This window comes from Vibrio mediterranei, from assembly GCF_900088415.1.
Taxonomy (GTDB): domain Bacteria; phylum Pseudomonadota; class Gammaproteobacteria; order Enterobacterales; family Vibrionaceae; genus Vibrio; species Vibrio mediterranei.
The window spans coordinates 615,640-640,033 of sequence record NZ_FLLQ01000001.1; the positions used below are offsets into that span (position 1 = coordinate 615,640).

21 protein-coding genes are annotated in these 24,394 nt (G+C 43.8%); 8 read left to right on the forward strand and 13 right to left on the reverse strand.

Going from position 1 to position 24,394, the window contains the following annotated elements; all coding sequences use genetic code 11:
- Positions 1-20: 20 nt before the first annotated feature.
- The 9 genes from VME0621_RS02760 to VME0621_RS02800 form a co-directional block, all read right to left on the reverse strand.
- Entirely contained in the window at positions 21-1,280 is a 1,260-nt protein-coding gene (locus VME0621_RS02760) for a BatD family protein (RefSeq protein ID WP_062455423.1), read from the reverse strand.
- Complete coding sequence (locus tag VME0621_RS02765) at positions 1,277-2,965, reverse strand: VWA domain-containing protein (protein ID WP_062455426.1); 1,689 nt, start codon at positions 2,963-2,965, stop codon at positions 1,277-1,279. The genes VME0621_RS02760 and VME0621_RS02765 overlap by 4 nt, the downstream gene beginning before the upstream one ends.
- On the reverse strand, positions 2,965-4,005 hold the full coding sequence (locus VME0621_RS02770; RefSeq protein ID WP_062455429.1) for a vWA domain-containing protein: 1,041 nt from the start codon (positions 4,003-4,005) through the stop codon (positions 2,965-2,967). The genes VME0621_RS02765 and VME0621_RS02770 overlap by 1 nt, the downstream gene beginning before the upstream one ends.
- A complete protein-coding gene (locus tag VME0621_RS02775) occupies positions 4,002-4,559 on the reverse strand; it encodes a DUF4381 domain-containing protein (RefSeq protein WP_062455433.1) in 558 nt (185 codons plus the stop codon). Before VME0621_RS02775 ends, VME0621_RS02770 begins: the two co-directional genes overlap by 4 nt.
- Positions 4,556-5,515, reverse strand: coding sequence for a DUF58 domain-containing protein (locus tag VME0621_RS02780; RefSeq protein ID WP_062455443.1), 960 nt, complete (start codon positions 5,513-5,515; stop codon positions 4,556-4,558). The genes VME0621_RS02775 and VME0621_RS02780 overlap by 4 nt, the downstream gene beginning before the upstream one ends.
- 17 nt (positions 5,516-5,532) lie before the next feature.
- Positions 5,533-6,522, reverse strand: a complete 990-nt coding sequence (locus tag VME0621_RS02785; protein ID WP_062455446.1) for an AAA family ATPase — start codon at positions 6,520-6,522, stop codon at positions 5,533-5,535.
- Positions 6,523-6,625: 103 nt separating this feature from the next.
- Positions 6,626-8,881, reverse strand: coding sequence for a multiheme c-type cytochrome (locus VME0621_RS02790; protein ID WP_062455448.1), 2,256 nt, complete (start codon positions 8,879-8,881; stop codon positions 6,626-6,628).
- Positions 8,882-9,009: 128 nt separating this feature from the next.
- Positions 9,010-10,047, reverse strand: a complete 1,038-nt coding sequence (locus VME0621_RS02795) for a helix-turn-helix transcriptional regulator (RefSeq protein ID WP_062455451.1) — start codon at positions 10,045-10,047, stop codon at positions 9,010-9,012.
- Between the two features lie 3 nt (positions 10,048-10,050).
- Complete coding sequence (locus tag VME0621_RS02800) at positions 10,051-11,037, reverse strand: CobW family GTP-binding protein (protein WP_062455453.1); 987 nt, start codon at positions 11,035-11,037, stop codon at positions 10,051-10,053.
- A 470-nt stretch (positions 11,038-11,507) separates the two neighbouring features.
- Between VME0621_RS02800 and clcA the strand changes: the two genes are divergently transcribed.
- The 3 genes from clcA (at position 11,508) to cqsA (ending at position 15,381) form a co-directional block, all read left to right on the forward strand.
- On the forward strand, positions 11,508-12,908 hold the full coding sequence (gene clcA / locus VME0621_RS02805; RefSeq protein ID WP_062455457.1) for a H(+)/Cl(-) exchange transporter ClcA: 1,401 nt from the start codon (positions 11,508-11,510) through the stop codon (positions 12,906-12,908).
- A gap of 102 nt (positions 12,909-13,010) precedes the next feature.
- A complete protein-coding gene (locus VME0621_RS02810) occupies positions 13,011-13,979 on the forward strand; it encodes a TDT family transporter (protein WP_082795446.1) in 969 nt (322 codons plus the stop codon).
- A gap of 220 nt (positions 13,980-14,199) precedes the next feature.
- Positions 14,200-15,381: an alpha-hydroxyketone-type quorum-sensing autoinducer synthase gene (gene cqsA / locus VME0621_RS02815; protein WP_062455464.1), complete on the forward strand. Its 1,182-nt coding sequence runs from the start codon at positions 14,200-14,202 to the stop codon at positions 15,379-15,381.
- A 48-nt stretch (positions 15,382-15,429) separates the two neighbouring features.
- Here the strand turns inward: cqsA and VME0621_RS02820 are convergent, their stop codons facing one another.
- On the reverse strand, positions 15,430-17,475 hold the full coding sequence (locus VME0621_RS02820) for a hybrid sensor histidine kinase/response regulator (RefSeq protein WP_062455468.1): 2,046 nt from the start codon (positions 17,473-17,475) through the stop codon (positions 15,430-15,432).
- A 145-nt stretch (positions 17,476-17,620) separates the two neighbouring features.
- Positions 17,621-18,274, reverse strand: coding sequence for a GTP cyclohydrolase I FolE (gene folE / locus VME0621_RS02825; RefSeq protein WP_038226529.1), 654 nt, complete (start codon positions 18,272-18,274; stop codon positions 17,621-17,623).
- 223 nt (positions 18,275-18,497) lie between these two features.
- On the opposite strand from folE, the gene moeA reads away from it, so the two are divergent.
- The 4 genes from moeA to VME0621_RS02845 are packed head-to-tail and all read left to right on the forward strand — an operon-like array spanning position 18,498 to position 21,671.
- On the forward strand, positions 18,498-19,733 hold the full coding sequence (gene moeA / locus VME0621_RS02830) for a molybdopterin molybdotransferase MoeA (protein ID WP_062455471.1): 1,236 nt from the start codon (positions 18,498-18,500) through the stop codon (positions 19,731-19,733).
- A gap of 10 nt (positions 19,734-19,743) precedes the next feature.
- Complete coding sequence (gene moeB / locus VME0621_RS02835) at positions 19,744-20,496, forward strand: molybdopterin-synthase adenylyltransferase MoeB (protein ID WP_062455474.1); 753 nt, start codon at positions 19,744-19,746, stop codon at positions 20,494-20,496.
- Positions 20,497-20,520: 24 nt separating this feature from the next.
- The gene (locus VME0621_RS02840) at positions 20,521-20,826 is read left to right on the forward strand and encodes a hypothetical protein (protein WP_006070544.1); all 306 of its coding nucleotides are present in this window, start codon (positions 20,521-20,523) and stop codon (positions 20,824-20,826) included.
- 11 nt (positions 20,827-20,837) lie between these two features.
- A complete protein-coding gene (locus tag VME0621_RS02845; protein WP_062455477.1) occupies positions 20,838-21,671 on the forward strand; it encodes a sulfurtransferase in 834 nt (277 codons plus the stop codon).
- A gap of 38 nt (positions 21,672-21,709) precedes the next feature.
- On the opposite strand, the gene VME0621_RS02850 is transcribed toward VME0621_RS02845, so the two are convergent.
- Positions 21,710-22,231 (reverse strand): lactoylglutathione lyase family protein, encoded by a 522-nt coding sequence (locus tag VME0621_RS02850; RefSeq protein ID WP_038226516.1) that lies wholly within the window; start codon positions 22,229-22,231, stop codon positions 21,710-21,712.
- Positions 22,232-22,337: 106 nt separating this feature from the next.
- Between VME0621_RS02850 and VME0621_RS02855 the strand changes: the two genes are divergently transcribed.
- On the forward strand, positions 22,338-23,228 hold the full coding sequence (locus VME0621_RS02855; RefSeq protein ID WP_062455480.1) for a LysR family transcriptional regulator: 891 nt from the start codon (positions 22,338-22,340) through the stop codon (positions 23,226-23,228).
- A 10-nt stretch (positions 23,229-23,238) separates the two neighbouring features.
- On the opposite strand, the gene VME0621_RS02860 is transcribed toward VME0621_RS02855, so the two are convergent.
- Entirely contained in the window at positions 23,239-24,222 is a 984-nt protein-coding gene (locus tag VME0621_RS02860; RefSeq protein ID WP_062455482.1) for a sugar-binding transcriptional regulator, read from the reverse strand.
- Between the last annotated feature and the right edge of the window lie 172 nt (positions 24,223-24,394).

Sequence of the window (24,394 nt, forward strand, 5' to 3'; positions counted from 1 at the left end):
CTTAACTTAACGCACGGTGCTCAGCGCCATTTATCAAGGCCTTTTAAGTCACTTACGCGCTGTTGTTGTTTGCTACTTTTCAAATGACGCCAAAGCCAATAGCTGTTTTCTTTGGTTGGCGTCTGCCTCTGAACATGCTCACTTGCCTCTCGCCACTTATTATCATCATGCATTCGCTTTAGCTCTAGATTGCCAGTACGCTTTCGACCTTTTAGATAAAGTAACGTTCTTACCTTAGCCCAGTCTTGTCGTCTTACAGCTTGTTGGAACAGCCACCAAGGCGGTTTAGGGTGAAACTTATAATAGCGATTTACAAAGATCATCAATCCTATCAATACAATAGAGGCACTTATCAGTATAGCTATCTGCGACCAATAGGTATTCAATAAAGATCGCCAAGTGTGAGCAACGGTTATTTTTTTAGCCGCTAGTGTGACTTCTTTGACAGACTGTGACTCGCTATCCCACCAACGAATCGTCTGCTTAGGAAACGTGACCTCACCGCCTGTTGTCAGTATATAAACGGTCTCATCGGTTCGGGTCGATTGATAGTTTCCACGAGTCTGACTATCAGTCAGCACACTTGGTTTAGGGTAAGACTTAGTGCCCACGATGGATTGTTCACTATCTAGTGGAGGCAATAGTATTGATAACGTGTCATCAGCCGTAATGGTTACTTTTCTTGTCAGGCTATCTCCTGCTTCCAATTTCTCAGATGACTGCTGCCAATATTCCGAAACCTTGACGTTACTGGCAACAAACCAAGGCTTATTTGGAGTAAAGGACGCATCTGGAAGTTGAGTAAAAAGCGACATCGGCTTGGTATAGAGTGTACCTTGCACGTTAGTTCCATCAGGTGCTGACACTTGAACTCTAACGGGAACTTTAGGTAAACGATATTCACCACTTTGCTGGGGGTAAAGCGTAATCTCCCAACGCTGACGTGACCATGTTTGGCCGTTTTTTCTCTCAGTATAATTGGTCGCGAGCTGATTTCGCTGTTTGACAATAAGATCGGGCATACCAAAAGCCGAAATGCGAGTACCACCTGTAAACCAACGAGGTGTCGATACCTCAATGTACAATATCACCTGTTCTCTAATGGCAGCCGGTTCAGACGCGGTAGCTCCTTTACTGAGCCAAGATTTGATTTCTACGCCTCCTACACGTTCAAGTTCGTTGATGGTCATAGCTGCATTCGATTGTACAGAGAACGTCAGCAAGAAAATGCTAACAAGCAATAAGCTCAATCGTTTTACATAGCAAAGTCGAAAAATCATTGAGTTTGACCTCTCTGAGTGTCACGCAGTTGAATCTGGAATTTATTGCGTAAGAAGTTGTTAGGGTCGGCTTCCACTCGGCTTAGCCATTTATCAGCCAGTTCTTCACTTCCTAGGATTTCCCGTGCATTGAGCGTCTCTTTTAGCATCATTTCCGATGTCGTCGTTTCATCAGCGCCATCTGCCGTTTGAGGATTATCACCCAGCTCTGTAGATTCTTCAGGCCCATCTGTGGTCCCTTGCTGGCTTTCACTGAAACGGTTTATTTCGTCAACAAGCGATTGCATCACCTGATAGTTATGCGTCGCCTTTTCTGCAGTATCAGCAGATTGTGCGTCTTTGGCGAGTGCACGATAGAGATTTCTTGCTGCCAAATATTCTCGTTGTCGTGCTAATGCATTGCCCAAGTAAAGGGTACCGAGATCGTTATTTTGAACTTGCAAAAACTGCGCTTGTGCTGACTTAAAATCGCGGCCGTAGTAATAAGCGATACCTTTGTTCAAAGGCTCTTGATAGTGCTCTGCCGCTTTTAGAAACTCTCCACGCTCAAAATACCACTGACCTTGTTGCTCTGGTGTCAGCCAAAGATTCATCCACGCTTGTTTCGTTGTTACCCAGAGTTGACCCAGTTGTGAGACTGGTTGTGCGGTCGTCTCGGTTTTCGCTACCGACGACACCGTTTCCGCTTGTGCTTCTGAAACCAAAATATTTGGACTTAATAAGGTTGCGATGAACATCCATTGCACCAACCAACCCTTTCTGAACCAAAGCAAGGCCAGCAGCATAATCGGAAAGACCAGATAGTAGCCCATATCACGCCAAGGCATAGCTGACTCTCCCGAGATTTGCATGTGCCTTTCAACATCAGTAGCAATTTGTTCAACATCAGTGTTGTCGATACTCAACGCGTAGTACCTTCCACCAGTGTCATTGGCAAGCTGCTTCAGGCTTTCCCAGTCTGTTGCTGCGCTTGATTGGTTGCGTTCACTGCCTACCGCCATCACCATGACGAGCACGTTTGAGTCTTCAAACGCCGTCTTATACTGGTCAATCGCCTCTGATGCTACGCCATCTGAGATAATGAGCACTGAACCCGATGAACTGCCTTTAAGCTGCGACTGTATTTGAGGGATAGCGGCTTGGGCACTCTTACCCTGAACAGGAATCACTTCTGGTGAAATAGCGTTTAAGAACGGCAAGAACACCTGATTATCTTCTGTCATTGGCATCGCGGTGTGAGCGCTGCCAGCAAAGACAATAAGCGATGTTTTTCCACCTTGACGAGCTTGCAGTAAGTCACGAATTTTGTACTTGGCACGCTCGAGTCGAGAAGGCGGTAAATCACTTTGCATCATCGATTGGCTGGTATCGAGTACTATCACTAACTCGCCTTGATCCTCACCAAATGGTGAGGCCTCACGCTGCCAAGTCGGCCCTGCACAAACAATAATAGCTAAGCCAAGAATCGCACTAAGGAGTTTAAGTGGCAGCTGGCTTTTCCACCCTTGCTCGCCAATAACCAATGCCTTTTGCAGATGCTCAGGAATGATGGTTTTCCAAGCAGTCGATGATTCTCTGCGCCAACGAAGTAGCAACAGCAAGGCTAATGGCACAAAAGCAAGCAACCAATAAGGACGCATAAAATGGAACTGAGAAATAATTTGCTCGACGACTAGGGAGTTCATTAGATGTTTCTCCCTGTTTGATTGGTCTCGTTAAGTTCGCGAGGTTGACCATACCGACGGCGTAGCGTTGCGGTTGAAAAGGCAATCAAATACAAGATGACTACTACCATCAATAAATACTGGTGCACGGTTTGTTTAGGTCGATATTGAGTACTTTCGTACAACTTCGGCTCTAACTCACCAATCGTTTGGTACGCTTGTTGAAGTGCTTCTTGGTCTAGTGCCTGAAATGCCTGACCACCTGATTGGCTAGCAATATTATCGATCGTTGCCATATCCAGAGCCTGTTCACCGATGGTGGCGGGATCGCCCATCGCAATCACGTGAATACGCACACCTTTTGCCGCCGCGACAATAGCTGCATCTTTAGGTTCTACAAAACTGCCAGTGTCATTACCATCGGTCAGTACCACGACTACTTTCTCTTTGTCTTTTGACGATTCAGATTGTTCAAATACCTTAATCGCCAGACCTATCGCATCCCCTAGATGCGTGCTCTGCCCTGCCATCGCCACTTCAGTCTGATCAAGTAACGCAAGCCAGACATCGTGATCCGCGGTGAAAGGCGTTTGAAGATAAGCCGCATCACCAAACAGTATCAGACCAAGTCGATCACCTTCTCGCGTTGCAACGAACTCATGCAGGACACTTTTGACAGCATCAAGCCTTGAGACCGCCCGACCATCTGAAGAAGAGAAGTCCATCTCAGACATAGAGCCCGATAAATCAACCGCGACCATCACATCTCGACCAAGCTTCTCTCTCGTTTGTGGCTCGCCCAATACCGTAGGTTTAGTCATTGCAATAACCAATAAGCACCATGAAACGATCAGTATTCCACGTTGCCACCAAGACGGTTGCAATTGGCTGGCACCAAGTTCTGGCTGCTCACCCAAAATATCCAGCAACTTATTAAAGAAGGGGACTTTGATGGCACTTTGTTTGGTCTTGTATGCAGGTACAAATCGATAGACAACCACTGGCAGCGGCAGAAGCAAAAGCCACAGCGGATACGTCAATGTTAAGGTAGACCAACTCATCGCTGACCTCCTTGAATACCAATTCTACTGAGACTGCGAGCAATCACTTGTTTTGCCTGCCAATACTGTTTAAGCCAACTAGGTACGGGGTGATGTTCAATCCACCTATGTACTTGTTGATAAATATGTTCTGATTCCGAAGCGTCTAGTGTCACTTTTGAACTCAGTAAAGTGCGTAACCATTTTCCACCCAACTCAACATTAAATTGAGCATCAGGACTGACATAGCGGTTCAACTGCTCTATCCATGCTGTTCCATATTGCTGAGATTGAGAGATTTTAAGGTACTGCGTGACACTTTTTAGTACGTCGTAACACATCTGGTCGCGCTGTTTTGATGTTTTGTTGCTTTGCAGTATGTCGAGTGCTTCTCTTCGGTAACGAAGCATAGAATGGCGACAATAGCCGCGAAAAAGTTTAACGCCAATGAATAGAACAATGAGTAATCCGATAAGTTGCCATCCAATGGTTTGTGGCAACCAACTAACAGGATCAGGATTAGGCACTTCGAGCATATTACGCAAAATGTAAGAGCTAGGTGCGGGTTGAGTCATGAGCTAAACCCTCCTACAGCTCGTTTAAACCTGGCAATGTGGTCACCATCAGTCGTCAGTTCAATCACAGGTAATTTTTTTATCGACATAAGCTGGCGTAAGCTTTCCAGTTTGCTTTGAGATTGCGCTGCCAAACCAGCATTGGCGGCATTGAGTTTATGTTTCTCTGTCACACTTAGCTGATACTTACCATCGCCAAATACTAACGTTGACGCATCAAGAATCTCGTCAGGTAGTCGACGTTCTAGTGGGTCCGAGATGATTACGCTGAGGATGTCATTGTGCTGTTGCAGGTATTTCAGTCGGTCAATATCATGCTCTGTAGCATCTGACCAATCCGATATGAAAACTACGGTAGCGCTTTTTAACCCAAGATTACCAAGCATAGATATGGTCGCTGCAAAGCCCACGTTGTCACTGTCTTCACTGTATAAGCCAAGGGATTGATTTGCGTGACACAAGCGCTTAAGTCCGTGTAGCAGATGATTTTGCGAGCGCTGTGGTTTTATGTACTCGATGTGGTCACTATGATTAATGATAAAACCTACACGGTCGTTGTCTTTTATGATTCGCCAAGCAGCCAGTGCGCCAACTTCAGCTGCAACGACTGATTTCATCGTATCGACTGACGAAAAATACATCCCGCTTCGCTGGTCAATACACAGAATAAAGTTACGATCTTTCTCTTCGGTATAGGTTCTGACATGCGGTTTACCAGTACGCATCGTGACCTTCCAATCGAGATTACGAATGTCATCACCAAGCTGGTAATGGCGCAATTCTTCGAAGTTAAGACCACGACCGCGAAACGGAGAACTGTGTCTGCCAGACATTGCCGACTGCGCCATCAAGTGTGGCAATAGTGAGAACGCTTGAACTTGCGATTGCAGCTTCACCAATCGAGAGTATGGAGTATAAATGCGAGTATCGAGCGACGCATCGGTATTGTGAGCCATATTATCTACCTCTGCGGTTAACCGATAGCCACAACATCCAATAGACGGTCGACGACATCCTTCTGAGTGATTTGCTCTGCGAGCGCGTTGTATGACAGGGCTACCCGATGACCCAGAACCATATGAGCCACGGCGCGCACATCATCTGGCTCTACGTGAGAGCGGCCTTGTAACCACGCGTAGGCTCGACTGCATTTATCCAGAGCGATAGACGCTCGAGGCGAAGCGCCCACTAAAATCCAATCTTGTAATGAGGAATCTGGGTAACGGTGCGGCTGCCTCGTCGCCATCACTAATCCGACTATGTAGTTTTCAACGATGTCAGAGACTTCTATCTTTGCCATTTCTTCACGAGCAACAAACACCGACTCCGGCGAGATGGACGATTCAGAGCTATTGCTGTTTGTTGAGTTCGAACGCGCTCCCAGCTCTTCATCACGAACTAAGCGAATGATGTCTTTCTCGGCTTCGTCTTCTGGATAATCCACCGTCACTTTCATGATAAAGCGATCCATTTGCGCTTCAGGCAATGGATAAGTCCCTTCTTGCTCAATAGGGTTTTGTGTCGCTAGCACCATAAAGAGCTCAGGGAGAGAGTGACTTTCGCCACCCACGGTGACCGTGCCTTCTGCCATTGCTTCCAATAGGGCGGCCTGAACCTTAGCAGGAGCTCGATTGATCTCATCCGCCAACACGATGCTGTTGAAGATAGGTCCGGATTGGAAATGTAGTTGAGGTTTCCCATCCACATCTTGATAGATTTCGGTACCTGTCACGTCGGAAGGCAACAAATCCGGGGTAAACTGAATACGACCAAAACTTGTGTGTAGACGATCCGCTAACGCTTTAATAGAGCGCGTTTTGGCTGTACCAGGTAAACCTTCTAGAAGAATATGACCATTAGTAATAAGCCCAACCACCAGTGCAGTGACCACATGCTGTTGTCCGATCACTGACTCACCAACGTCAGATATTAGGCGATTAAGATCTGTTTGTGCTTGATTCATTCGTTTACCCTTCCAGCTACACTTAATTTAGGCGATAACACATACCCTTCATACTATCTTTAGTAGTCATAACTTTTAGTTATATTAATAATGCTCATCCACTTTAATAACGTGATTGTAGTTGCTCTATCACTTCCTTAGGTGCGAATTGCGACAACTGCTGCAAGCACGCCTTCGCTTCAGGCTTTTGGTATTTCAACAACATGTCACATTGCGCGTATAACTGTTCTGGATTTCGACTGATCTTGAACGCTTGGTTTAGAGCAGAAATCGCCTTTTCTAGATTAATAGACTCCATAGACAAACCATAAACGTACCAGTACTGAGCATTGTCTTTTTCTAGGTCTACCGCTTGTTTTAATAAGTCAGATGCTGCCAGTTTTTCACCCTGTCTTAGCTTGGAAAGCGCGGCGCTGTAACGAATTGCCGCTGAGTTTGGCTGATTTTTGATGCCTATCTGTAGAGTCTGCTCGGTTAATGCCTCTTGACCCTGAGCACGATAAAGGTCCGCTAGATTGATATAACTATTGGCAAAGTATGGCTCAACCAAAATGGCACCTTCGTACTCTGCAATGGCCAGCTTTGTCTTACCTTGAGCGGCATAAACGTTACCTAGATTGGTGCGACCAAAACCTCTGTCAGAGTTAAATTCTTGTACTGCTATATATTCTTTTAACGCAGGCTTTAGTTGATCTTTTTGAAGAGGATTTAGCTCCTGCCAATAACGCGCTAACGCGCCAGCGGCTTCAGTTCGAACAGCTAGTACTGGATCAGTCAATAACGGCGAGGTAATTTGCCAGCGTTGGTGTGAAGGATAAGGCTCACTGCCTTGGATAGCCCCTACCCGAACCATTGCATCGCTGTTTTTTACAGCACGCCCGAGCGCTATCAAACTATTTTGGCCAGGATAATCGGCTAGACGTTGCAACGCTGATGCTCTTACGATTGAAGCTTCAGAGTTATCTTGCCCAATGTACGATAAGGCATCCGCGGCAGCGCGGTGCCCTATGGCACTTGCATAGAAAGCAATTCCATAATGCTGGCTGTTTTGGTATTCAGATTCAGGGAACCATACCGCAAGCGTTTTACTAGCCCACTCAGGTGACTCACTTTCATGGCAAGTCGTACAGACATTGGGCGTTTTGATATGTTGTGTGAGGTCTGGACGAGGAACGTGCCAACTGTGGTCTCTTCTAGGGTCGACTTCCATATAAGTAGTTTCTGGCATGTGACAAGTCGTACACTTGTCTGCTTCACTACCTTTTTGATGGAATGTATGATTTTCCGAGCTATATTCAGACGCGATGTGACATTGTAAGCAAACACTTTCTTCCGGGATTTTAAGCTTAGCCGTATGTGGATCATGACAATTGGTACACGTGACGCCCATTTGAGCCATTTTCGATTGTTCAAATGAACCAAGCACATACACTTCATCGTAGATTTGACCATCAGCGTGATAAAGTTCTTGAGTAAGGTTTGAAACCAAGTAACGATCCAAAATCTCGCCTTGTACATGATCGTAGTCTTCAGTGAGCTGAACACGTCGACTATGACACTGAGCACATACCTTTACCTGTTGGGTCGATTTAATATCACTAGGTTGTAACGTCGATTTCCCTTGTTTGAATACCCAGCTTGTCACCGCTTGAGATAAATCACGATTGAAACCGTAGTGGTCAACAGTCTTAAAGCCACCCTCGCTGCCTCGCTTTGCAAGCTCTATATGAACGCTAGCAGGGCCATGACAGCCTTCACAACCGACATTAATCTCAGACCAAGTGGTTTCATATTGATTGGTGGCTTTATCGTAGCCTTTGTGTAAATTTGTAGAGTGGCAATCTGCACACATGAAGTTCCAATTTTGACCAGAGTTGGTCCAATAAAACTCATCGTTTGGCGTCGTATCAGGGTAGAGGTGGTACCACCTTTGCCCGCCAGACTCCTTGGCTCTCGAATCCCATGTAAAAGGTATCAGTTGTACACGACCGTCATCAAACTGGACCATATATTGTTGAAGTGGATAATGACCGAAAGTGTAAAGAATTTGATAGTCGTGGAAGTCACCGTCAGGTCCCTGAATATTGACCCAGAATTCGTCGTCTTTCTTATAGAAGCGATTCGTGTTCCCTTGATACTTGAACTGAACATTATTGAAATCGGCTAGAACACTCTCCGACGTCGCGTGATCCATGGCTCGCTCATGGTCAGAGCCTGTCCATGACTCGACTTCCTTAGCATGACATTCAATACAAGCATCACTGCCAACAAAGGAAGCCCCTTCAAGTTCAGAGCTAACTGACGACGATGTGAAACCGACACTAACTAGTGCTAATAAAACTCTTACCATCACACCCATTTAGCTTCCCTTCTAACACGTGCAAGTTATTGTTATTTCAATAATAACAATAGACTACCCAGTCATAGGTGCAAGGTGTTCTTAAAAGATAAAAGCCAATTGGTTGAGCGAGTTAGTAAAGAGGTGATTTATCGACTATTGAACAGCGATTTCGGTGATTCCCCAGTCCAACGTTTGAAAGCTCTGGAGAAGGAGCTGAGATCTTTAAAACCAACTTCTAAGGCAATTTGAGTGAGGTTTGTGCTTGGGTTGGCGGACAACGAAATCGCTCGTTCTAATTTGTAACGGTCTAGCAAAGTTCGAAACGACAAAGACTGCGCACTGAGTTTTCGCGTTAGTGTTCTACTACTCATATGAAAATGCCGAGACACAGAGTCAATCGTTATATCTGTGACCTCATACTGCTTAAAAACGGCAAACACCTGCTCAGCTAAACTCGAATCCATGGTGCTTTCGGCACTGTAATGCATCGGTGCCACTAATGTCGAGTTAAGCTCAGAGTTTGCGTAGGTGCATGGCTTGTTGACAAACCAGCTTGGTAAGGTAATGCGTCGGATTTTATGCCCATAAAAAATCCGGCAATTAAATCTCTGTTCTAATGACTCTATGACGTCGTCATCTAGAGGATCTCGTTCAAAGAAAAACTCTACAGTGCACGCTTCCTTTTGTGTCGACCGAATAAAAGTAATTAAGGCAATACAGTAATAACTGAAGCCTAGGTTGGAAAAGGTCGGCATACCTTTGTCGTTATCGTGTCTGAGCATCCAAAGTTCAGACTTCTCATTAAGGCGATGAATAAACACCAACTTTACAGCTGGACAAAACACTAATGAAAATGCTTCAAAGAACTTCAACATCACATCAACACTGGGAGCGCTATATAAAAATGCACCAAGTACACCAAGATGATTTGCCGTAATACTGGTACCAGCATCTATCACAATATCAAACGCGGCAGGGTGCGCTTCCACCAGCGCGATCGCTTCTTCCAGCGAATCGAGGGAGACTTTTGGCCTCTCCATTTGTTCGTGCCAATCCTTAATGCCGCCGCGATACGTTGCAATATCGAGACCGTAGCGCTTAGCGGCCTCGTCAAGAGACCGAAGCCACTGCACATCAATGATCTGTCTGGTAGAAGCCGTCTTTAGAAGTTCATTTGAGTCCATACCTTAACGTAAGCCACATAAGCGAAGGAGTACTGTCTCCAATTGCTCCCATGGCAGGAGCTCACTATCGATGACTTCAATTCGCGATTCATAGCCTTTTAACGACATTTGATTGACGGAAACAACACGATTAGCGACGTTAAAGGCATAACATCCTTTATCTGTGTTTACTACTGCCTTAATGCGCTCTGCATTCAAATCACTGAACATTGAGAACAACTGGTCAAAATCGAATGTATGTTCCGCACCAACAATCCAACCACAACTAAAGTAACCTTGTCCCTGATTCTCGCGGCGGATAAATGGTTTTTCAGGAGATAACTCGAACACCGGTTCAAGATCGCTATGGTCGTGAAAGTCGTGAGAGTGAGCAGAAGATTCCGTTTCTTGAACTCGTCGCTCTATATCCAATACCTCTATCGGAAGCACGCCGTTTTTTACCAGTTTGTGGAAAATCTTGGCAGGCGTTTGATCCGTAACCCAATCATTGAATACATCGACATCTTCAGCGGTGCATTGATCCACTTTATTACCGATCACAACCTCTGCGACACTAAGTTGGTCATTAAAGTTGGCATTAGATAAATGCCTATCATCGGATAAATTACGCGGGTCCACCAACGCAATCGTCGCTTTTAAATCAATATAATCAATGTACTGCTCTGATGTTAACGTCTTAATGACCTGTTTGGGATGCCCCAGCCCCGTTGGTTCGATTATCAAACGATCTGGCTTTTGTCTTAACAGAACGTTGATGCCTACCGACATCGGAACACCTGCAGTGCAGCACATACAGCCACCCGGGACTTCTTTTATGAGTGCACCACCTTCAGCCATCATTGCGCCGTCAATACCGACTTCGCCAAACTCATTAACGAGTACCGCCCAGTTTTCATTCTCGGGTTTTGATTTAAGTAGATTAAGTATTGTGGTGGTTTTACCCACACCAAGAAAACCAGTGATGATATTGGTAGGTACTTGATTTGACATGATGAACTCTCTGAATGCTGCTTTGGTATGAGTATATACCTAAGTGACTCGTAGGTTCTATATTGAATAGGTTTAGGAATGAGTAAAAAAGACCAAAAGACAAAAGGCGCACTTTGCGCGCGCCTTGATCCCCCGTTACTCAATCGTGAGTTTGCGAATCTCTGAACCTTGTTAACGCGGCTGAGATAATTTACGGGGCAGTAGTATGTGTTTGTTGCACATCCAAATTGTACGTAGGGTTTTCAAATCCTCCATGCTCGTCGAATACAATCCCTACGCTTTAAATATGGTACATATCTGGATTATTGCAAGTAGAGAATATTGAGGTGAATCACAAAATGCTGCAACACTAGGCAACATTAAATTTGGAATACTACTTTTCATCTTTACCACTGTTGCCAATTGTTCTAAGTCGTATAATTTTACTTATACATTCCCGCCAATCCGAAGAACCAAGGTCTTTAAATACAATGACAAAGAGAGAAAGAATCAAACAGTCGTTACTTGCCCATGTGCCACGCGGAACGATTAATCAATTTCTCTCGAGAGACACGACCCCTATCTCAGTGCTTCTGCTGTCTTGTGTTGTGGGTGTACTTGCAGGTTTAGTAGGCACATTGTTTGAGCTTGGTGTTCACTTCGTAACTGAGACCCGCACAGAGTGGCTTCGCGACGAAATCGGTTCAGTCCTTCCTCTGTGGTTATCAGCTTTTCTAATTAGTGCATTACTCGCCTTCATTGGATATTTTTTGGTCCATAAATTTGCACCAGAGGCCGCTGGATCAGGTATTCCTGAAATTGAGGGTGCGATGGATAATATGCGACCAGTTCGTTGGTGGCGCGTGTTACCCGTTAAGTTCTTTGGTGGCTTAGGAGCTCTCGGTTCAGGTATGGTACTAGGTCGAGAAGGCCCAACGGTACAAATGGGCGGCAACTTAGCTCGGATGGTGACAGATCTCTTCCGAGTAAAAAACGATGACAGTCGCCATACCTTACTTGCGTCCGGTGCTGCAGGCGGCCTCGCGGCTGCGTTTAACGCCCCTCTTGCCGGTATCATGTTTGTTGTCGAAGAGATGCGTCCGCATTTTCGCTACTCTCTTATTTCTATTAAAGCCGTACTGATCTCAGCAGTAACCGCGACGTTGGTTTTTCGCTATATTAATGGCCAAAGCGCCGTTATCTCCATTCCACAATATGGTTCACCAGAACTTAATGTGTTGTGGTTGTTTCTGGTTTTGGGTGCACTTTTCGGTGTATTTGGTGTTGCGTTCAATAAGCTAGTTACCGTGTTTCAGGACCTGTTTGTACGCATTCATAAAAACGACCTTAAACGCTTCCTGTTTACGGGTTCTATTATTGGCGGATGTTTCGGACTGCTCCTCCTTTATGTACCGGAATTAACTGGCGGCGGTATCGGTATTATTCCGGATATTACAAATGGCAGTTTTAGCGCTTCCGTCTTGGTATTGCTGTTTATCGGTAGAGTGCTTACTACCCTTATTTGTTTTGGTTCTGGTGCACCAGGCGGTATTTTTGCACCTATGTTGGCATTGGGAACGTCCTTCGGCTATGCCTTTGGATTAACAGCAAAAGCGCTATTTCCTGAATTGCCAATAGAACCGGGGGTCTTTGCAATCGCAGGGATGGGCGCACTCTTCTCTGCAACGGTACGAGCACCGATTACTGGGATTTTATTAGTCATTGAAATGACTAATAACTACCACTTGATCTTACCCCTTATCATCACAGCGTTAGGTGCGACAGTGATTGCTCAAGCAATGGGTGGTCAACCTATCTATAGTCAACTACTACACCGAACCATCAAAAACGAAAAACTGCGACAAGAAGATCTACCACGCAAGGAAAACTGAGCGCACTTTCTATCCAAACCGTGTATAATTAGACGGCTAGACTGCTAGTTCTCCCCGAAGAGCTAGCAGATAATAATAAGGATATTAAAGAGAGCTCTCCTCGTGACAACAAGTCTTGCTGCCCTAAAACGACTGACACAGTTTCACAGTGTCCCCACCTCTCAAGCCTCGTTGGCTTTAGGAATGATCGGCCTCGGCCACGCTTGGGCGATGTATGTACCAGAACTTGGTAAGACTATTCAACCAGTCTTAGCCACTATCGGCGCCTTACTGTTAATTCCCGTACTGTTAAAATATCTGCTCAATCGCCATATATTTTCTGCTGATATAAAGCACCCATTAACAGGCAGCTTAATGGCTCCAATGAGTATGGCGTTATTAATCCTGTGTGATTACTTAGCCGTTATAAGGCCACTCATCGCCTACCCTCTTTGGTTTGCCGCGTTGATGTTGCATATACTCATGGCGATATTATTCTTTTTCTATCAAATTAAGAATTTTAAAATTGCCAATATAGTTCCAAGTTGGTTTCTTTATCCTGTTGGACTTATTAGTAGTTCATTAGCAGGAACTCAATTTGGCCATACGGTATATTCTGAAACCATTGCTAGTGTATGTATAGCAATATATTTCTTTATGCTACCACTGGTTCTATATCGATTGGTGTTTGAAGGTATGCTTCGCAAGAGAGCCAGGCCTACTATCGCTATCATGGCAGCGCCGATCAACCTCACATTATCAGCATACTTAGTCAATTTCCCTGAACCTGATCCTATACTGACGGGTGCGCTAGCTGGTATCGCCATCACGATGACGTTACTTATCTACTTGTGTTACTTCAGATTATTAAGACTGAAATTTCAACCATCTATCGCTGCGATTACCTTTCCTTCAGTCATCAGTTCGATAGCGATGTACAGGTTAACGGATTTCTTCGAGGGCGAGTACCCGCATTGGCATTGGCTTCACAACTTCGGTTTTTTGGAGTTATCTGTAGCAACTTTGGCGGTTATCTGGGTGAGTTTTGGTTTTATCAAAATGTATTGGCCAGAGTTAATGTCACGACAATGAAAAATGTGATACATATATCAATAACAACTAAAAAGAGTATAAAAAACCTCGCACAGATCCCCAATGGGTATAAGCAAGATGAATATATCGCTATGTAGTATAGTGAAGATTGCTAGTAACTCCAAAAAATAAAATAGTCACTAGTGACTATTTTTGCATATTGGGCAATATTTCGTTCTGTCGGCCGACAACCCATTTTAAATGTCGAGAGAACCTAGCTATGCACTTAGAGAAAATAACAAAAACGTTGCCTAAATTTATTGAACAGCAACACGATATTTATATCGCTGAAAATATCCATTCAACCAAAAGTAAAAAGCATCTAGTCTCTGGGAAAAGACCTACGGCAAGTGATACTAGTTACCAAACAAATGACTATCTATGTCTGAATAACAACGCCTATATTAAGGAGAAGCACATAGACGCGATACGAGCCAATACGGAAAGTATGTTGATGTCTGGTGTTTATACTGCTGAGGCGGAAGACAGTTCTGCTTTTGAAAAAAAACTCGCTAAACTAACAGGATTTGAAGAGTGTGTGGTATCACAATCAGGTTATACCGCAAACCTGAGCTTACTACAGGCTATCTGCACGAAAGACACTAACGTGTATGTTGATTTCTTCGCTCATGCTTCATTATGGGAGGGTGCAAGAATTGCTGGCGCTATGGTTCATCCATTTATGCACAACAATATCAGGCACTTAAAGCGACAGATTCAAAAGAATGGCCCAGGCATAATTCTAGTTGATTCTATCTATAGTACGTTGGGAACTATAGCACCGCTTGTAGACCTGGTATCAATGGCTTATGAGTATGACTGCGCTTTGGTCGTGGATGAATCTCATTCACTTGGAACTCACGGTCCTAAAGGTGCTGGTTTGGTTGCTGAATTGGGTTTAACTGAGCATGTCGATTATATTACTGTGAGCTTAGCAAAAACATTTGCATATCGTGCAGGCGCAATTTTATCCAACAAAAAGACCGCACATTGTCTTCCATTTGTGGCATTCCCTGCAATATTCAGTTCCATGCTACTACCGTATGAAACTGAACGGTTAAGTGCCACTGTCGACGTTATCAAGAGCGCCGACAGTGCAAGACGCTCGCTGTTCTCAAATAGTGACTATTTAAGAAATCAACTAAGAAACTTGGGACTATCTATTCGTAGTGAATCTCAGATCATCGCTTTAGAGACAGGTGACGCTGAAAACACTGAAATTGTTCGGGATTTCTTAGAGAGCAAAGGCGTTTATGGTTCTATATTTTGTACTCCGGCAACGCCAAAAGGAAAAAATATCATCAGATTTTCAGTCACTTCAGAGCATACTCTCGAGGATTTAGATCGAGTAGTACAAGCATGTAAAGAAGCAACGGAAAACAAAGAATTCTATTTCTTATAGGTAGTAAGTCGGATGTGGAGCTCAACCTTTAGATCTGAGCTCCCTCATCTATATCCAAGACGCCACTTTATCAACTAGCTCGTCTTTCGGTGTCGGCTTAATGAGTAAGTCATCCATACCAGATTGCTTGATTTTTTCACGAGTTGTTGGATTCGCATCACCAGTAAAGGCAATGATAGGCACTGTATTATACTTTGCAGTAGATTTTCTTATCTTATCCGCAGTAGAAATGCCATCTAGAATCGGCATCTCTATATCCATAATAACTAAATCAACGTTTTCTTCATCAAGCATGACTAGTGCGTCAGCACCATTGCTAGCCTGGAGCACGACCAAACCCTCTTTTTCCAACATTATGCTAGTAATTGTTCGCAATGAGTGATTGTCATCGACTAAGAGAACTGTTTTTGTAGAAGATATGGTGTTGTAAGGACGAACCGTCGCAAGCTCTTCCACTTCTCTAAAAAACAATTTATCTAATGTATCTCTAATATCAGAGGTAAACTCGTCATAATCCATTAGCTCGACATTAAGATAACGCTTGAAGTATAGGTTTCTCTGGTCATTTGCGGAGTGAACGAGAACAATTCTTGCCTCAGTAAACTCAAGTTTAGCCTCTAGACTCGAAAGGTAGATCCACCCTTCTCTCGATAGATTACCATCGATAATGATAAGGCTATACTCGAAACTATATTCTTCGCGGTAACTTGCCGCTTTTATATCTTCAACTGTCAGCTTGAATTCTCGGTGATATTGAGCACTCTTAACCAAGTCCAACATGCTAGATGACTCACCAATAAACAACACTGACCTATCTTTAATCAGTTCACTCTTAATCTGTGCCACTTCAGTCGACTCATACTTAGGAAATATCAATTTAAACTCTGTCCATGCACCAAACTCGGATTGGCATACAATCTTACCGCCAAACGACCTCATGACCTTTTTACAGAATGCCAAGCCTAAACCATATGATCCAGATTTACCGGTGGTATAAAAATCCTCAAAAATATAAGGGAGTAGTTGCTCTTCTATCCCCTTGCCGGTATCTCTAAAAGTAATGATATTGCAATCGTCTTGGTTTTGAGAGTCAATCGTTATGGTGAACTTTCCTGCTCCCCTATGGCGAAATGAGTTTTTCAGTAAGTTAAACAAGACATACTTCAATAAAGTATCACTGCCAAAGTAGTCAAAACTGTTTGGAATGTTAACTGAGACAGCTTTAGTGTCTAGCGCTGTTTTATATGCAAATGTTCTTATTGCATTTTCAATTACTTCTTTGCCATTATTACGGCAGAAGGTCGATGTAGATACTCGGCTTTGATCGATAGACGTCAGCAACAAGTCAATTGTCTCATTGCCGTTCATGATCGTTTTCATCGAATCGTCTATGATTTCGTTCAAGCGTTGAAGCTCTTCGGTATTCAATTGGTGTGAGTTACGAAAAATAGCGCTCTTATTCGGAATAATTGCTCGCATTACCTCTAATGAAGAATACATAGCACTGAGAGGATTTCTCATTTCATGAGCAATACCAGCACCAAACGACTTAGCGATTGCAAATTTGGATTCATGCTCATTTTGGTTACGGAAGAAGAATAAACTACCAAAAATATAAGTAAACGCGAATATAGGTAAATACGTAAGACTCTGCTCCATGTAGATTCCTTGTCCACCCATAATGTAAGCGAGTAAAACAGCGGATAGAACAGATATTACAGCCTGAGCAACCATGATTCTTGTATCATAAATAAGCAATATATGAAAAAATATGGATGACATAAACGACATAACCCAGACGGTAGTCCAGTTATTCATCAGCATCATGTAACAAAAGAAAAAAGGCAAAGTAAAGCCAATTACTACTAAATAATAGTACGGAAGGATTCGTTTAGTTTTCTCTGAAAATGTGCGCAGTAAGATAAACCCTATTAGCATGATTGAACCAATGGTTCTTAAAAGCTCACTTTCATAAGGCTGCGGAAATACATATTTCCAAATAACGTAATAGAGTGGAAAGCCCAAAATCCCCATCCATGCGACAAGTGTAATATTTGGCGCAGCATACTCGTAGGTTCTCTTTATCCTTTCCATCTGTGCAATCAATCCAGATTTAAAACTTATTACTATTGGTTAAGCATAACATTGGCTTGATCGGTAAGAAAGCTTTGTAAAACAACAACGCCCTCGTAATCAGAGGGCGTTGCAAACGAATATGTGATGCGTCTTCCAGAAAGAACTATCGCAGTCCATGCAAAAACTCATGTCGAGTCGCTGGTTTGGATTTAAAGATGCCACCCAATGCTGTAGTCGTCGTTTCGCTGGTAGCATCCATGACACCGCGAGACTTCACACAGTAATGTACTGCATCAATTGTTACTGCGACATCGTCGGTTTCAAGCAATGCTTGCAGAGCAACCAGAATTTGTTGCGTCATGCGTTCTTGAACTTGTGGACGCTGTGCGAAGAACCTGACGATACGGTTAATTTTAGACAAACCGATGATTTTACCGCGAGGGATATAGGCGACTGCCGCTTTACCGTCAATGGTAACAAGGTGGTGTTCACAAGTGCTCGTTACCGTGATGTCTTTAACACGAACCATCTCACTAACGTCCATCTTGTTCTCGATGACGGTGATTTTAGGGAAGTTCTCGTAGTCTAGGCCTGAGAAAATTTCGTCCACATACATCTTAGCAATGCGATGCGGCGTCTCCATCAAACTATCGTCTTGTAGATCAAGCTGCAACAATGTAAGAATTTCGCGCATATGATGTTCAATACGCTCTTTCTTTTCTTCACGACTGACTTCATTTGGCAGCATCGGTGTTTCTAGCCCTCGCTCTGATAACGCGGCTTTCACCAATTTTGCTGATTCACTTAATCCTGACATCTTACTTCCTCGCACTAACACCCGTAAGGGGGCACAAGGATACTCGGAATTTTCATCAATTACACCCACAAATTCTGTATTGCTTTGTATGCATTATGATTTGAAGCATGTTTTTGGCTATTTTATCCATAGGAGTAAGCGTCTCTTCAGACAAAATGTGTTACATTCCGGAGACTTTATTGAATTAAATAGTTCCACTGAATCAATTAGGACGGCTTATCTTATGGGTTGCTGCGACGCACCAGGCTTAATGCCTATAGAAGAAGCATTGGATAAAATGCTCACACCAATTACCCCTGTTACTGACACTCTCACACTGCCGTTACCTGACGCGCTTGGGTATGTGTTAGCAGAAGACATTCTTTCCCCTATTAACGTGCCTCCCTTTGATAACTCCGCAATGGATGGCTACGCCATTCGCCTCCGTGACTTAGAGCAAAGTACTACCCTATCAATGGTTGGTAAGTCATTTGCCGGCGCACCTTATGAGGGTGATTGGCCTTCAATGACAACGGTCAGAATCATGACCGGTGCGAAAATTCCAGAGGGTTGTGATGCCGTCATTATGCAAGAAAACACCACGGTAGACGGTGATAACATTACGTTCAACCAATGTTCTCCGAAAACGAACATGAACATTCGTCCTACCGGTGATGATATTCGAGTAAATGACGTCGTATTAAAAAAAGGGGCTCGTTTGACCGCACGCGATATTCCTATGATCGCTACGTTAGGAATTAGCCACATCAGCGTCTTCCGTAAACCAGTTGTTGCTTTCTTTTCTACAGGAGATGAATTGCGCCCGCTTGGTACTGAGCTAGAAGATGGACAGATTTACGATAGCAACCGTTACGGAATCAAACCGCTTATTGAGAACTTCGGTTGTGAGGCTATTGATTTAGGTATCATTCCTGATTGCCCAGAAACACTGAAGGCCACATTCGAGCAAGCGCAACAACAAGCCGACGTTGTTATTACCTCGGGTGGCGTAAGCGTTGGTGAAGCTGACTATACTAAAGATATTCTTGAAGAATTAGGTCAAATTGGCTTCTGGAAACTTGCTATCAAGCCCGGTAAGCCTTTCGCTTTTGGTGAGCTGGACAACGCTTGGTTCTGCGGATTACCAGGAAACCCTGTTTCTGCAGTATTAACTATGTATGTCCTAGTACAACCTCTCATCGCTAAGCTTTCCGGTCACTCAGAATGGAAAGAGCCGGAGTCTATTCCTGCCATCACACGCAGCGCTTTCAAAAAAGCTCCTGGAAGAACCGATTATCAACGCGGTATCTATGCAATTGAAGATGGCCAGTTTGTAGTCGAAACGACCGGAAACCAAAGCTCAGGAGCCTTTAGATCGATGAGCTTAGCAAACTGCTTTGTTGTGCTAGAGCGCGACCGTACGTCAATTGATGTGGGAGAAACGGTTCAAATCCAGTTGTTTAATCCAACTTTATTCTAACGAGGCTATTGTGGACATACTGTCTGATGAAGAGATGCTTCGCTATAACCGTCAAATTATATTGAAGAACTTCGATTTTGATGGACAAGAAGCACTCAAACAATCTTCAATTTTGATTATTGGAGCCGGTGGTTTAGGTTGTGCCTCTAGTCAGTATCTTGCCGCGGCGGGTATTGGTTCGCTCACCTTAGTCGATGACGATAAGGTGGAGCTATCAAACCTGCAACGACAGGTATTACACAACGATGACTCTATTGGTGTAGATAAAGTTGAGTCAGCCCGAACTGCGTTAAGCAAGATAAACCCTAATGTGATGATTAAAACCATTAATCATCGCTTGGACGATGCTGCTCTCGAAGCACAAATTAAAGAACACGACCTTGTTCTTGATGCCACTGATAATGTAGATACTCGTAACCAACTCAATCGCCTTTGCTTTAAACACAAAAAGCCTCTAGTCTGTGGGGCTGCGATTAGGATGGAAGGGCAAGTATCAGTCTTTACATATCAAGACGATAACCTACCTTGCTATGCTTGTTTAAGCGCACTGTTTGGAGATACAACGCTAAGCTGTGTTGAAGCTGGCGTCATGTCACCTGTCGTTGGCATCATTGGTGCTACGCAGGCACTAGAGGCGATAAAAGTCCTCGCTAACTATGGGCAGCCTAAAATAGGTAAGCTATTAATATTTGATGGTTTATCATTAAGCTGGCGAGACATGGGGTTGCCTAAATCCAAGGCCTGCAAAGTTTGTGGTGTATAGAGAGTAGTCTATGGAGAAGTACTAATGAAACAACTAACCATCGCATTTGCTATTCTCGCTGTGGGTGTTGGATTCTTGTTGCTTCTCCTATCTTCAGATTCAAATACAGAAAAAACAGAACAAGCCAAAGTAATAAGCCATGTTCTCACACAATCTTTAGACGGCAATCGTTACTACCTCATCGTGGAACATAGAGACGGTAGTAACAGCCGTGTCGCTACAGATAAAGCAACATTATGCCCCGTAGGTTCAGAAGTCACACTAAGCTCACAACAGAGCTCAGTTTCTAATACCAAGACCTATCGCCTTCAGCATTGCCTCAACAGATAAGGAAATCATTGATGACACAACCTATTGTTTCTCCTCAATGGCTAAAGCAACAGCTAGATGCTAACAACGACATTATTGTTCTTGATGCCAGTATCGAATTTCAAATTCCGCTAGAGCCTGAAAAGGACAAAAGTGGAGTAATTCCTGGCGCTCAGCGCTTTGATTATGACAACGTCTTTTGCGACCCAGACAGTTCTCTTCCTCATATGATGCCAACTGAAGCACGCTTCAATGAACTAGCTTCGAAACTGAGCCTTACTGAAAACAGTACGATAGTTGTTTATGATAATTCCGGTACTTATGCTTCACCTCGTGCGTGGTGGATGCTTAAAGCAATGGGATTAAGTGAGGTTTATGTGCTCTCCGGAGGCTTACCTGCTTGGAAAACAGCTGGTTACGATTGCGATGAAGATTATTCGATTGGAGCGCCCACCTCCCCTTCTCTGTCACTAGATCAGCATTACTTCCTATCAGCAGAACAAGTTCTTACGTATTCCGAAAAGCAAAACGCTCATATTGTCGATGCTCGCTCTTTAGCACGCTTTAAAGGCGAAGTGAAAGAACCAAGAGAAGGTGTCAGAAGCGGTCATATTCCAAATTCTGTTTGCCTGCCTTTTGCTGAACTCATCAACAACGGTATCCTCAAACCGTTAGAAGATCTTGCTCCTTTGTATTCTGCTATCTCAGCAAGTAAACGTGAGCATATGGTGTTCAGCTGTGGTTCCGGCGTAACGGCTTGTATTCTTGCTCTTGGCGCTTATGTCTGCGGTTATCATAATTTATCTGTCTATGACGGCTCATGGACTGAATGGGGTCAACGTATTGACCTACCTGTAGAAAAGTAAAAGAAGACAAGCAGGTCTATGGGACCTGCTTCCTTTCGCTACCCGTTATAAGCACCACTTGAGTAATGAAGCTCATAGCTATGTGAATAGATCTCTAGAATATTACCAAACGGGTCTTCCATATAGATCATTCTGTACGGTTTCTCTCCCGGGTAATAGTAACGTGGCTCTTTCATTCGTCGTTTACCACCTGCCGCGACGATTTTGTCAGCTAATCCTTCAACATCTGGGTCTTGTACGCAAAAATGAAAAATGCCGGTCTTCCAATATTCAAAGTTATCTTCTGGGTTTTGCTGATCTTTGAACTGAAATAGCTCTACGCCAATCCTGTCACCGGTGGACAGATGAGCAATTCGAAAGTGGTCCCAGCCTTCCCCAAAAACGTCTGTGCACATAACACCAATAGCGGAGTCGTCTTCAGTTACATCGGTCGGCGGCATGATGAGATACCAACCTAATACCTCGGTATAAAACTTAACGGCCGCTTCCAGATCAGGCACAGATATTCCAATGTGGCTAAAACAACGTGGGTAGGTATGGTTTGTATTGGCTGAAGTCATTAGTAGATGTCCTTTAGGTGATAAAACTTGAGTATTTCGTTGTGGATTAGCCAATAGTTATCATATAACCTAAAAACTATAATCAATTGTTATCTACGAAACTGTCATGACAAATACGACTTGGCTAAATACTTTTAAAACTCTAGTAGAGATCGGGCACTTTACCCAAACCGCAGAAAAGCTCTTCATGACACAACCCGGCGTCAGCCAACATATTAAAAAGCTCGAGGCTAGCCTTAATGTTGAGTTGCTTACTCGAGAAGGAAAGAGTTTTGAGCTCACGGAGCAAGGGCGTTTAGTGTATGAATATGCCCTTGAACTAGCCAATAGGGAGAACATGTTACTTGAACGTCTACGATACGATGACCCTGAATCAGGTAACCTTAGCTTTTCAGCGTCGGGCGCTATCATTACCGCACTCTACCCAAGTTTGCTGGATCTGCAGCAACGATATCCGAGTTTGAAGGTCAATGTTGAAGCAGCGCCAAACCGTCGGATCATAGAGAGTATTAGTAATGGCACTATTGATTCTGGCATGGTCACGGCTTCGATTCAGAACCCTGAACTGTCAGCAGAGTACATAGGACAACTAGAGCTATGTCTGATTGGTAGTAGAGATGCAGTAGCTAAATTTTCGGCATCAGAAGCGATTAATCAGCTTGGCGTAGTCGATCATCCTGATGCGCAATATTACTTACAGAAATACATCGAAGACAGCCGACTCGAAGAGCTCAAGCAGGCAGAGTGGAAAGATTTTAATAAAGTCACCTACATTAACCAGCATAGTCAGATATTACAGCCTGTCTCTATGGGCATTGGTGTCACTGTATTACCTAAAGTTGCGATAGAGTATTCAGGCTATAAAGATAAAGTTAATGTTTGGCCCACTGAACATTTGGTCAGTGAACCACTTTATTTTGTAAAGAAAAAACGAAAGCAACTTGCCGCTCGGTACTCATTTTTGTTGGAATTAATCAAAGCCACAGAGTTTGCATAATCTGCGGTGTTTAGTTCGGTAAATTCTTCATTTGCTCATCAAGGTTCAACACTGTTAAAGCATTACTTACACTGGTTGCCACCACATCGATTACGCCGGTACGCAACGCTCCGAGCAGCGCCATTGGTTTGCTATTTTCAGAAGCGATCGCAATCACCTCTGATATCATACGAAACTCTTCCAGCCCCAAGCCAATCACTCGATCACTCATCACCGTATTGGCGGCTTGCCCCTGGATATCGAAGAAATCATAACCAGCAAAATCACCAACTACTCCCTGATTCAATCTCGATTGAACAACTTCATCAGCGGTAAACCATCCTAAATCAACCATGTAACTGTTCTCACTCATATCACCGACACCTACGATAGCCATATCTGCTTTACGCGCTAAATCTAGAGTCTGCTTGACCGTAGCATTTTGCATAAACGCTAACTTTTGATCTTTATTTTCAGCGTATGCCGGTGCATATAAGGTTTCAGAGCTACCACCGTATTTTTTCGCCAATTGACGACAAATATGGTCGGCATTAAAGCGCCCCCCACGCGGATGAATTCCTCCAATCCCACAAACAAACTTGCAATCTCTAGGAGTAATCACCCCCATATGGTGAGCTACAGCTGAAACATTTCTGCCTTGCCCTACTGTCACCACAGTTCCGCCTTTTAGTGTCTGCGCTAGATAGTTTGAAACTAGCCCTCCTACTTGCATACGCTGTGCTTCTTCATCAGCTTGGTCCAACGCAATGAGCGCTCGCTTAACACCAAAACGTTCAATCAGACGCTGTTCGATCTTAGCACTATATACCGGGTGGTATTTAACCGTGATCTCGACAATACCTTCATCTCTTGCTTGCTTTAGAAGGCGACCAATTTTGGCTCGTGACACACCAAACTTCTTAGAGATCTCCTCTTGTGTTGCACCATCTTGGTAATAGGCAACGGCAATTTCTGTCAGCAAGTCATTGCCCGTTTCGCTAATTTCATTTTTCATTATCACTCACCTAATAGGGAAATAGTGGCGCTCATTGGTTCACACCTTATACATATGCTCAATGATAAACAGAACTAAGCATTCGCTCAATACCATTACATTTTCTCAGGTCAAGATTTCAGCAGAAAAAGCAGCCCACAGACCTTATAAAACATAGAATCGACATTGAAGT

Coding starts and splice junctions, on each gene's coding strand:
- moeA (WP_062455471.1), top strand. CDS start 18,498: ATGGGTTGCTGCGACGCACCAGGCTTAATGCCTATAGAAGAAGCATTG.
- VME0621_RS02855 (WP_062455480.1), top strand. CDS start 22,338: ATGACAAATACGACTTGGCTAAATACTTTTAAAACTCTAGTAGAGATC.
- cqsA (WP_062455464.1), top strand. CDS start 14,200: ATGCACTTAGAGAAAATAACAAAAACGTTGCCTAAATTTATTGAACAG.
- VME0621_RS02785 (WP_062455446.1), bottom strand. CDS start 6,522: ATGAATCAAGCACAAACAGATCTTAATCGCCTAATATCTGACGTTGGT.
- VME0621_RS02795 (WP_062455451.1), bottom strand. CDS start 10,047: ATGGACTCAAATGAACTTCTAAAGACGGCTTCTACCAGACAGATCATT.
- VME0621_RS02770 (WP_062455429.1), bottom strand. CDS start 4,005: ATGAGTTGGTCTACCTTAACATTGACGTATCCGCTGTGGCTTTTGCTT.
- VME0621_RS02780 (WP_062455443.1), bottom strand. CDS start 5,515: ATGGCTCACAATACCGATGCGTCGCTCGATACTCGCATTTATACTCCA.
- VME0621_RS02850 (WP_038226516.1), bottom strand. CDS start 22,231: ATGACTTCAGCCAATACAAACCATACCTACCCACGTTGTTTTAGCCAC.
- VME0621_RS02820 (WP_062455468.1), bottom strand. CDS start 17,475: ATGGAAAGGATAAAGAGAACCTACGAGTATGCTGCGCCAAATATTACA.
- VME0621_RS02775 (WP_062455433.1), bottom strand. CDS start 4,559: ATGACTCAACCCGCACCTAGCTCTTACATTTTGCGTAATATGCTCGAA.
- VME0621_RS02765 (WP_062455426.1), bottom strand. CDS start 2,965: ATGAACTCCCTAGTCGTCGAGCAAATTATTTCTCAGTTCCATTTTATG.
- VME0621_RS02800 (WP_062455453.1), bottom strand. CDS start 11,037: ATGTCAAATCAAGTACCTACCAATATCATCACTGGTTTTCTTGGTGTG.
- VME0621_RS02845 (WP_062455477.1), top strand. CDS start 20,838: ATGACACAACCTATTGTTTCTCCTCAATGGCTAAAGCAACAGCTAGAT.
- VME0621_RS02790 (WP_062455448.1), bottom strand. CDS start 8,881: ATGGGTGTGATGGTAAGAGTTTTATTAGCACTAGTTAGTGTCGGTTTC.
- folE (WP_038226529.1), bottom strand. CDS start 18,274: ATGTCAGGATTAAGTGAATCAGCAAAATTGGTGAAAGCCGCGTTATCA.
- VME0621_RS02840 (WP_006070544.1), top strand. CDS start 20,521: ATGAAACAACTAACCATCGCATTTGCTATTCTCGCTGTGGGTGTTGGA.
- VME0621_RS02860 (WP_062455482.1), bottom strand. CDS start 24,222: ATGAAAAATGAAATTAGCGAAACGGGCAATGACTTGCTGACAGAAATT.
- clcA (WP_062455457.1), top strand. CDS start 11,508: ATGACAAAGAGAGAAAGAATCAAACAGTCGTTACTTGCCCATGTGCCA.
- VME0621_RS02760 (WP_062455423.1), bottom strand. CDS start 1,280: ATGATTTTTCGACTTTGCTATGTAAAACGATTGAGCTTATTGCTTGTT.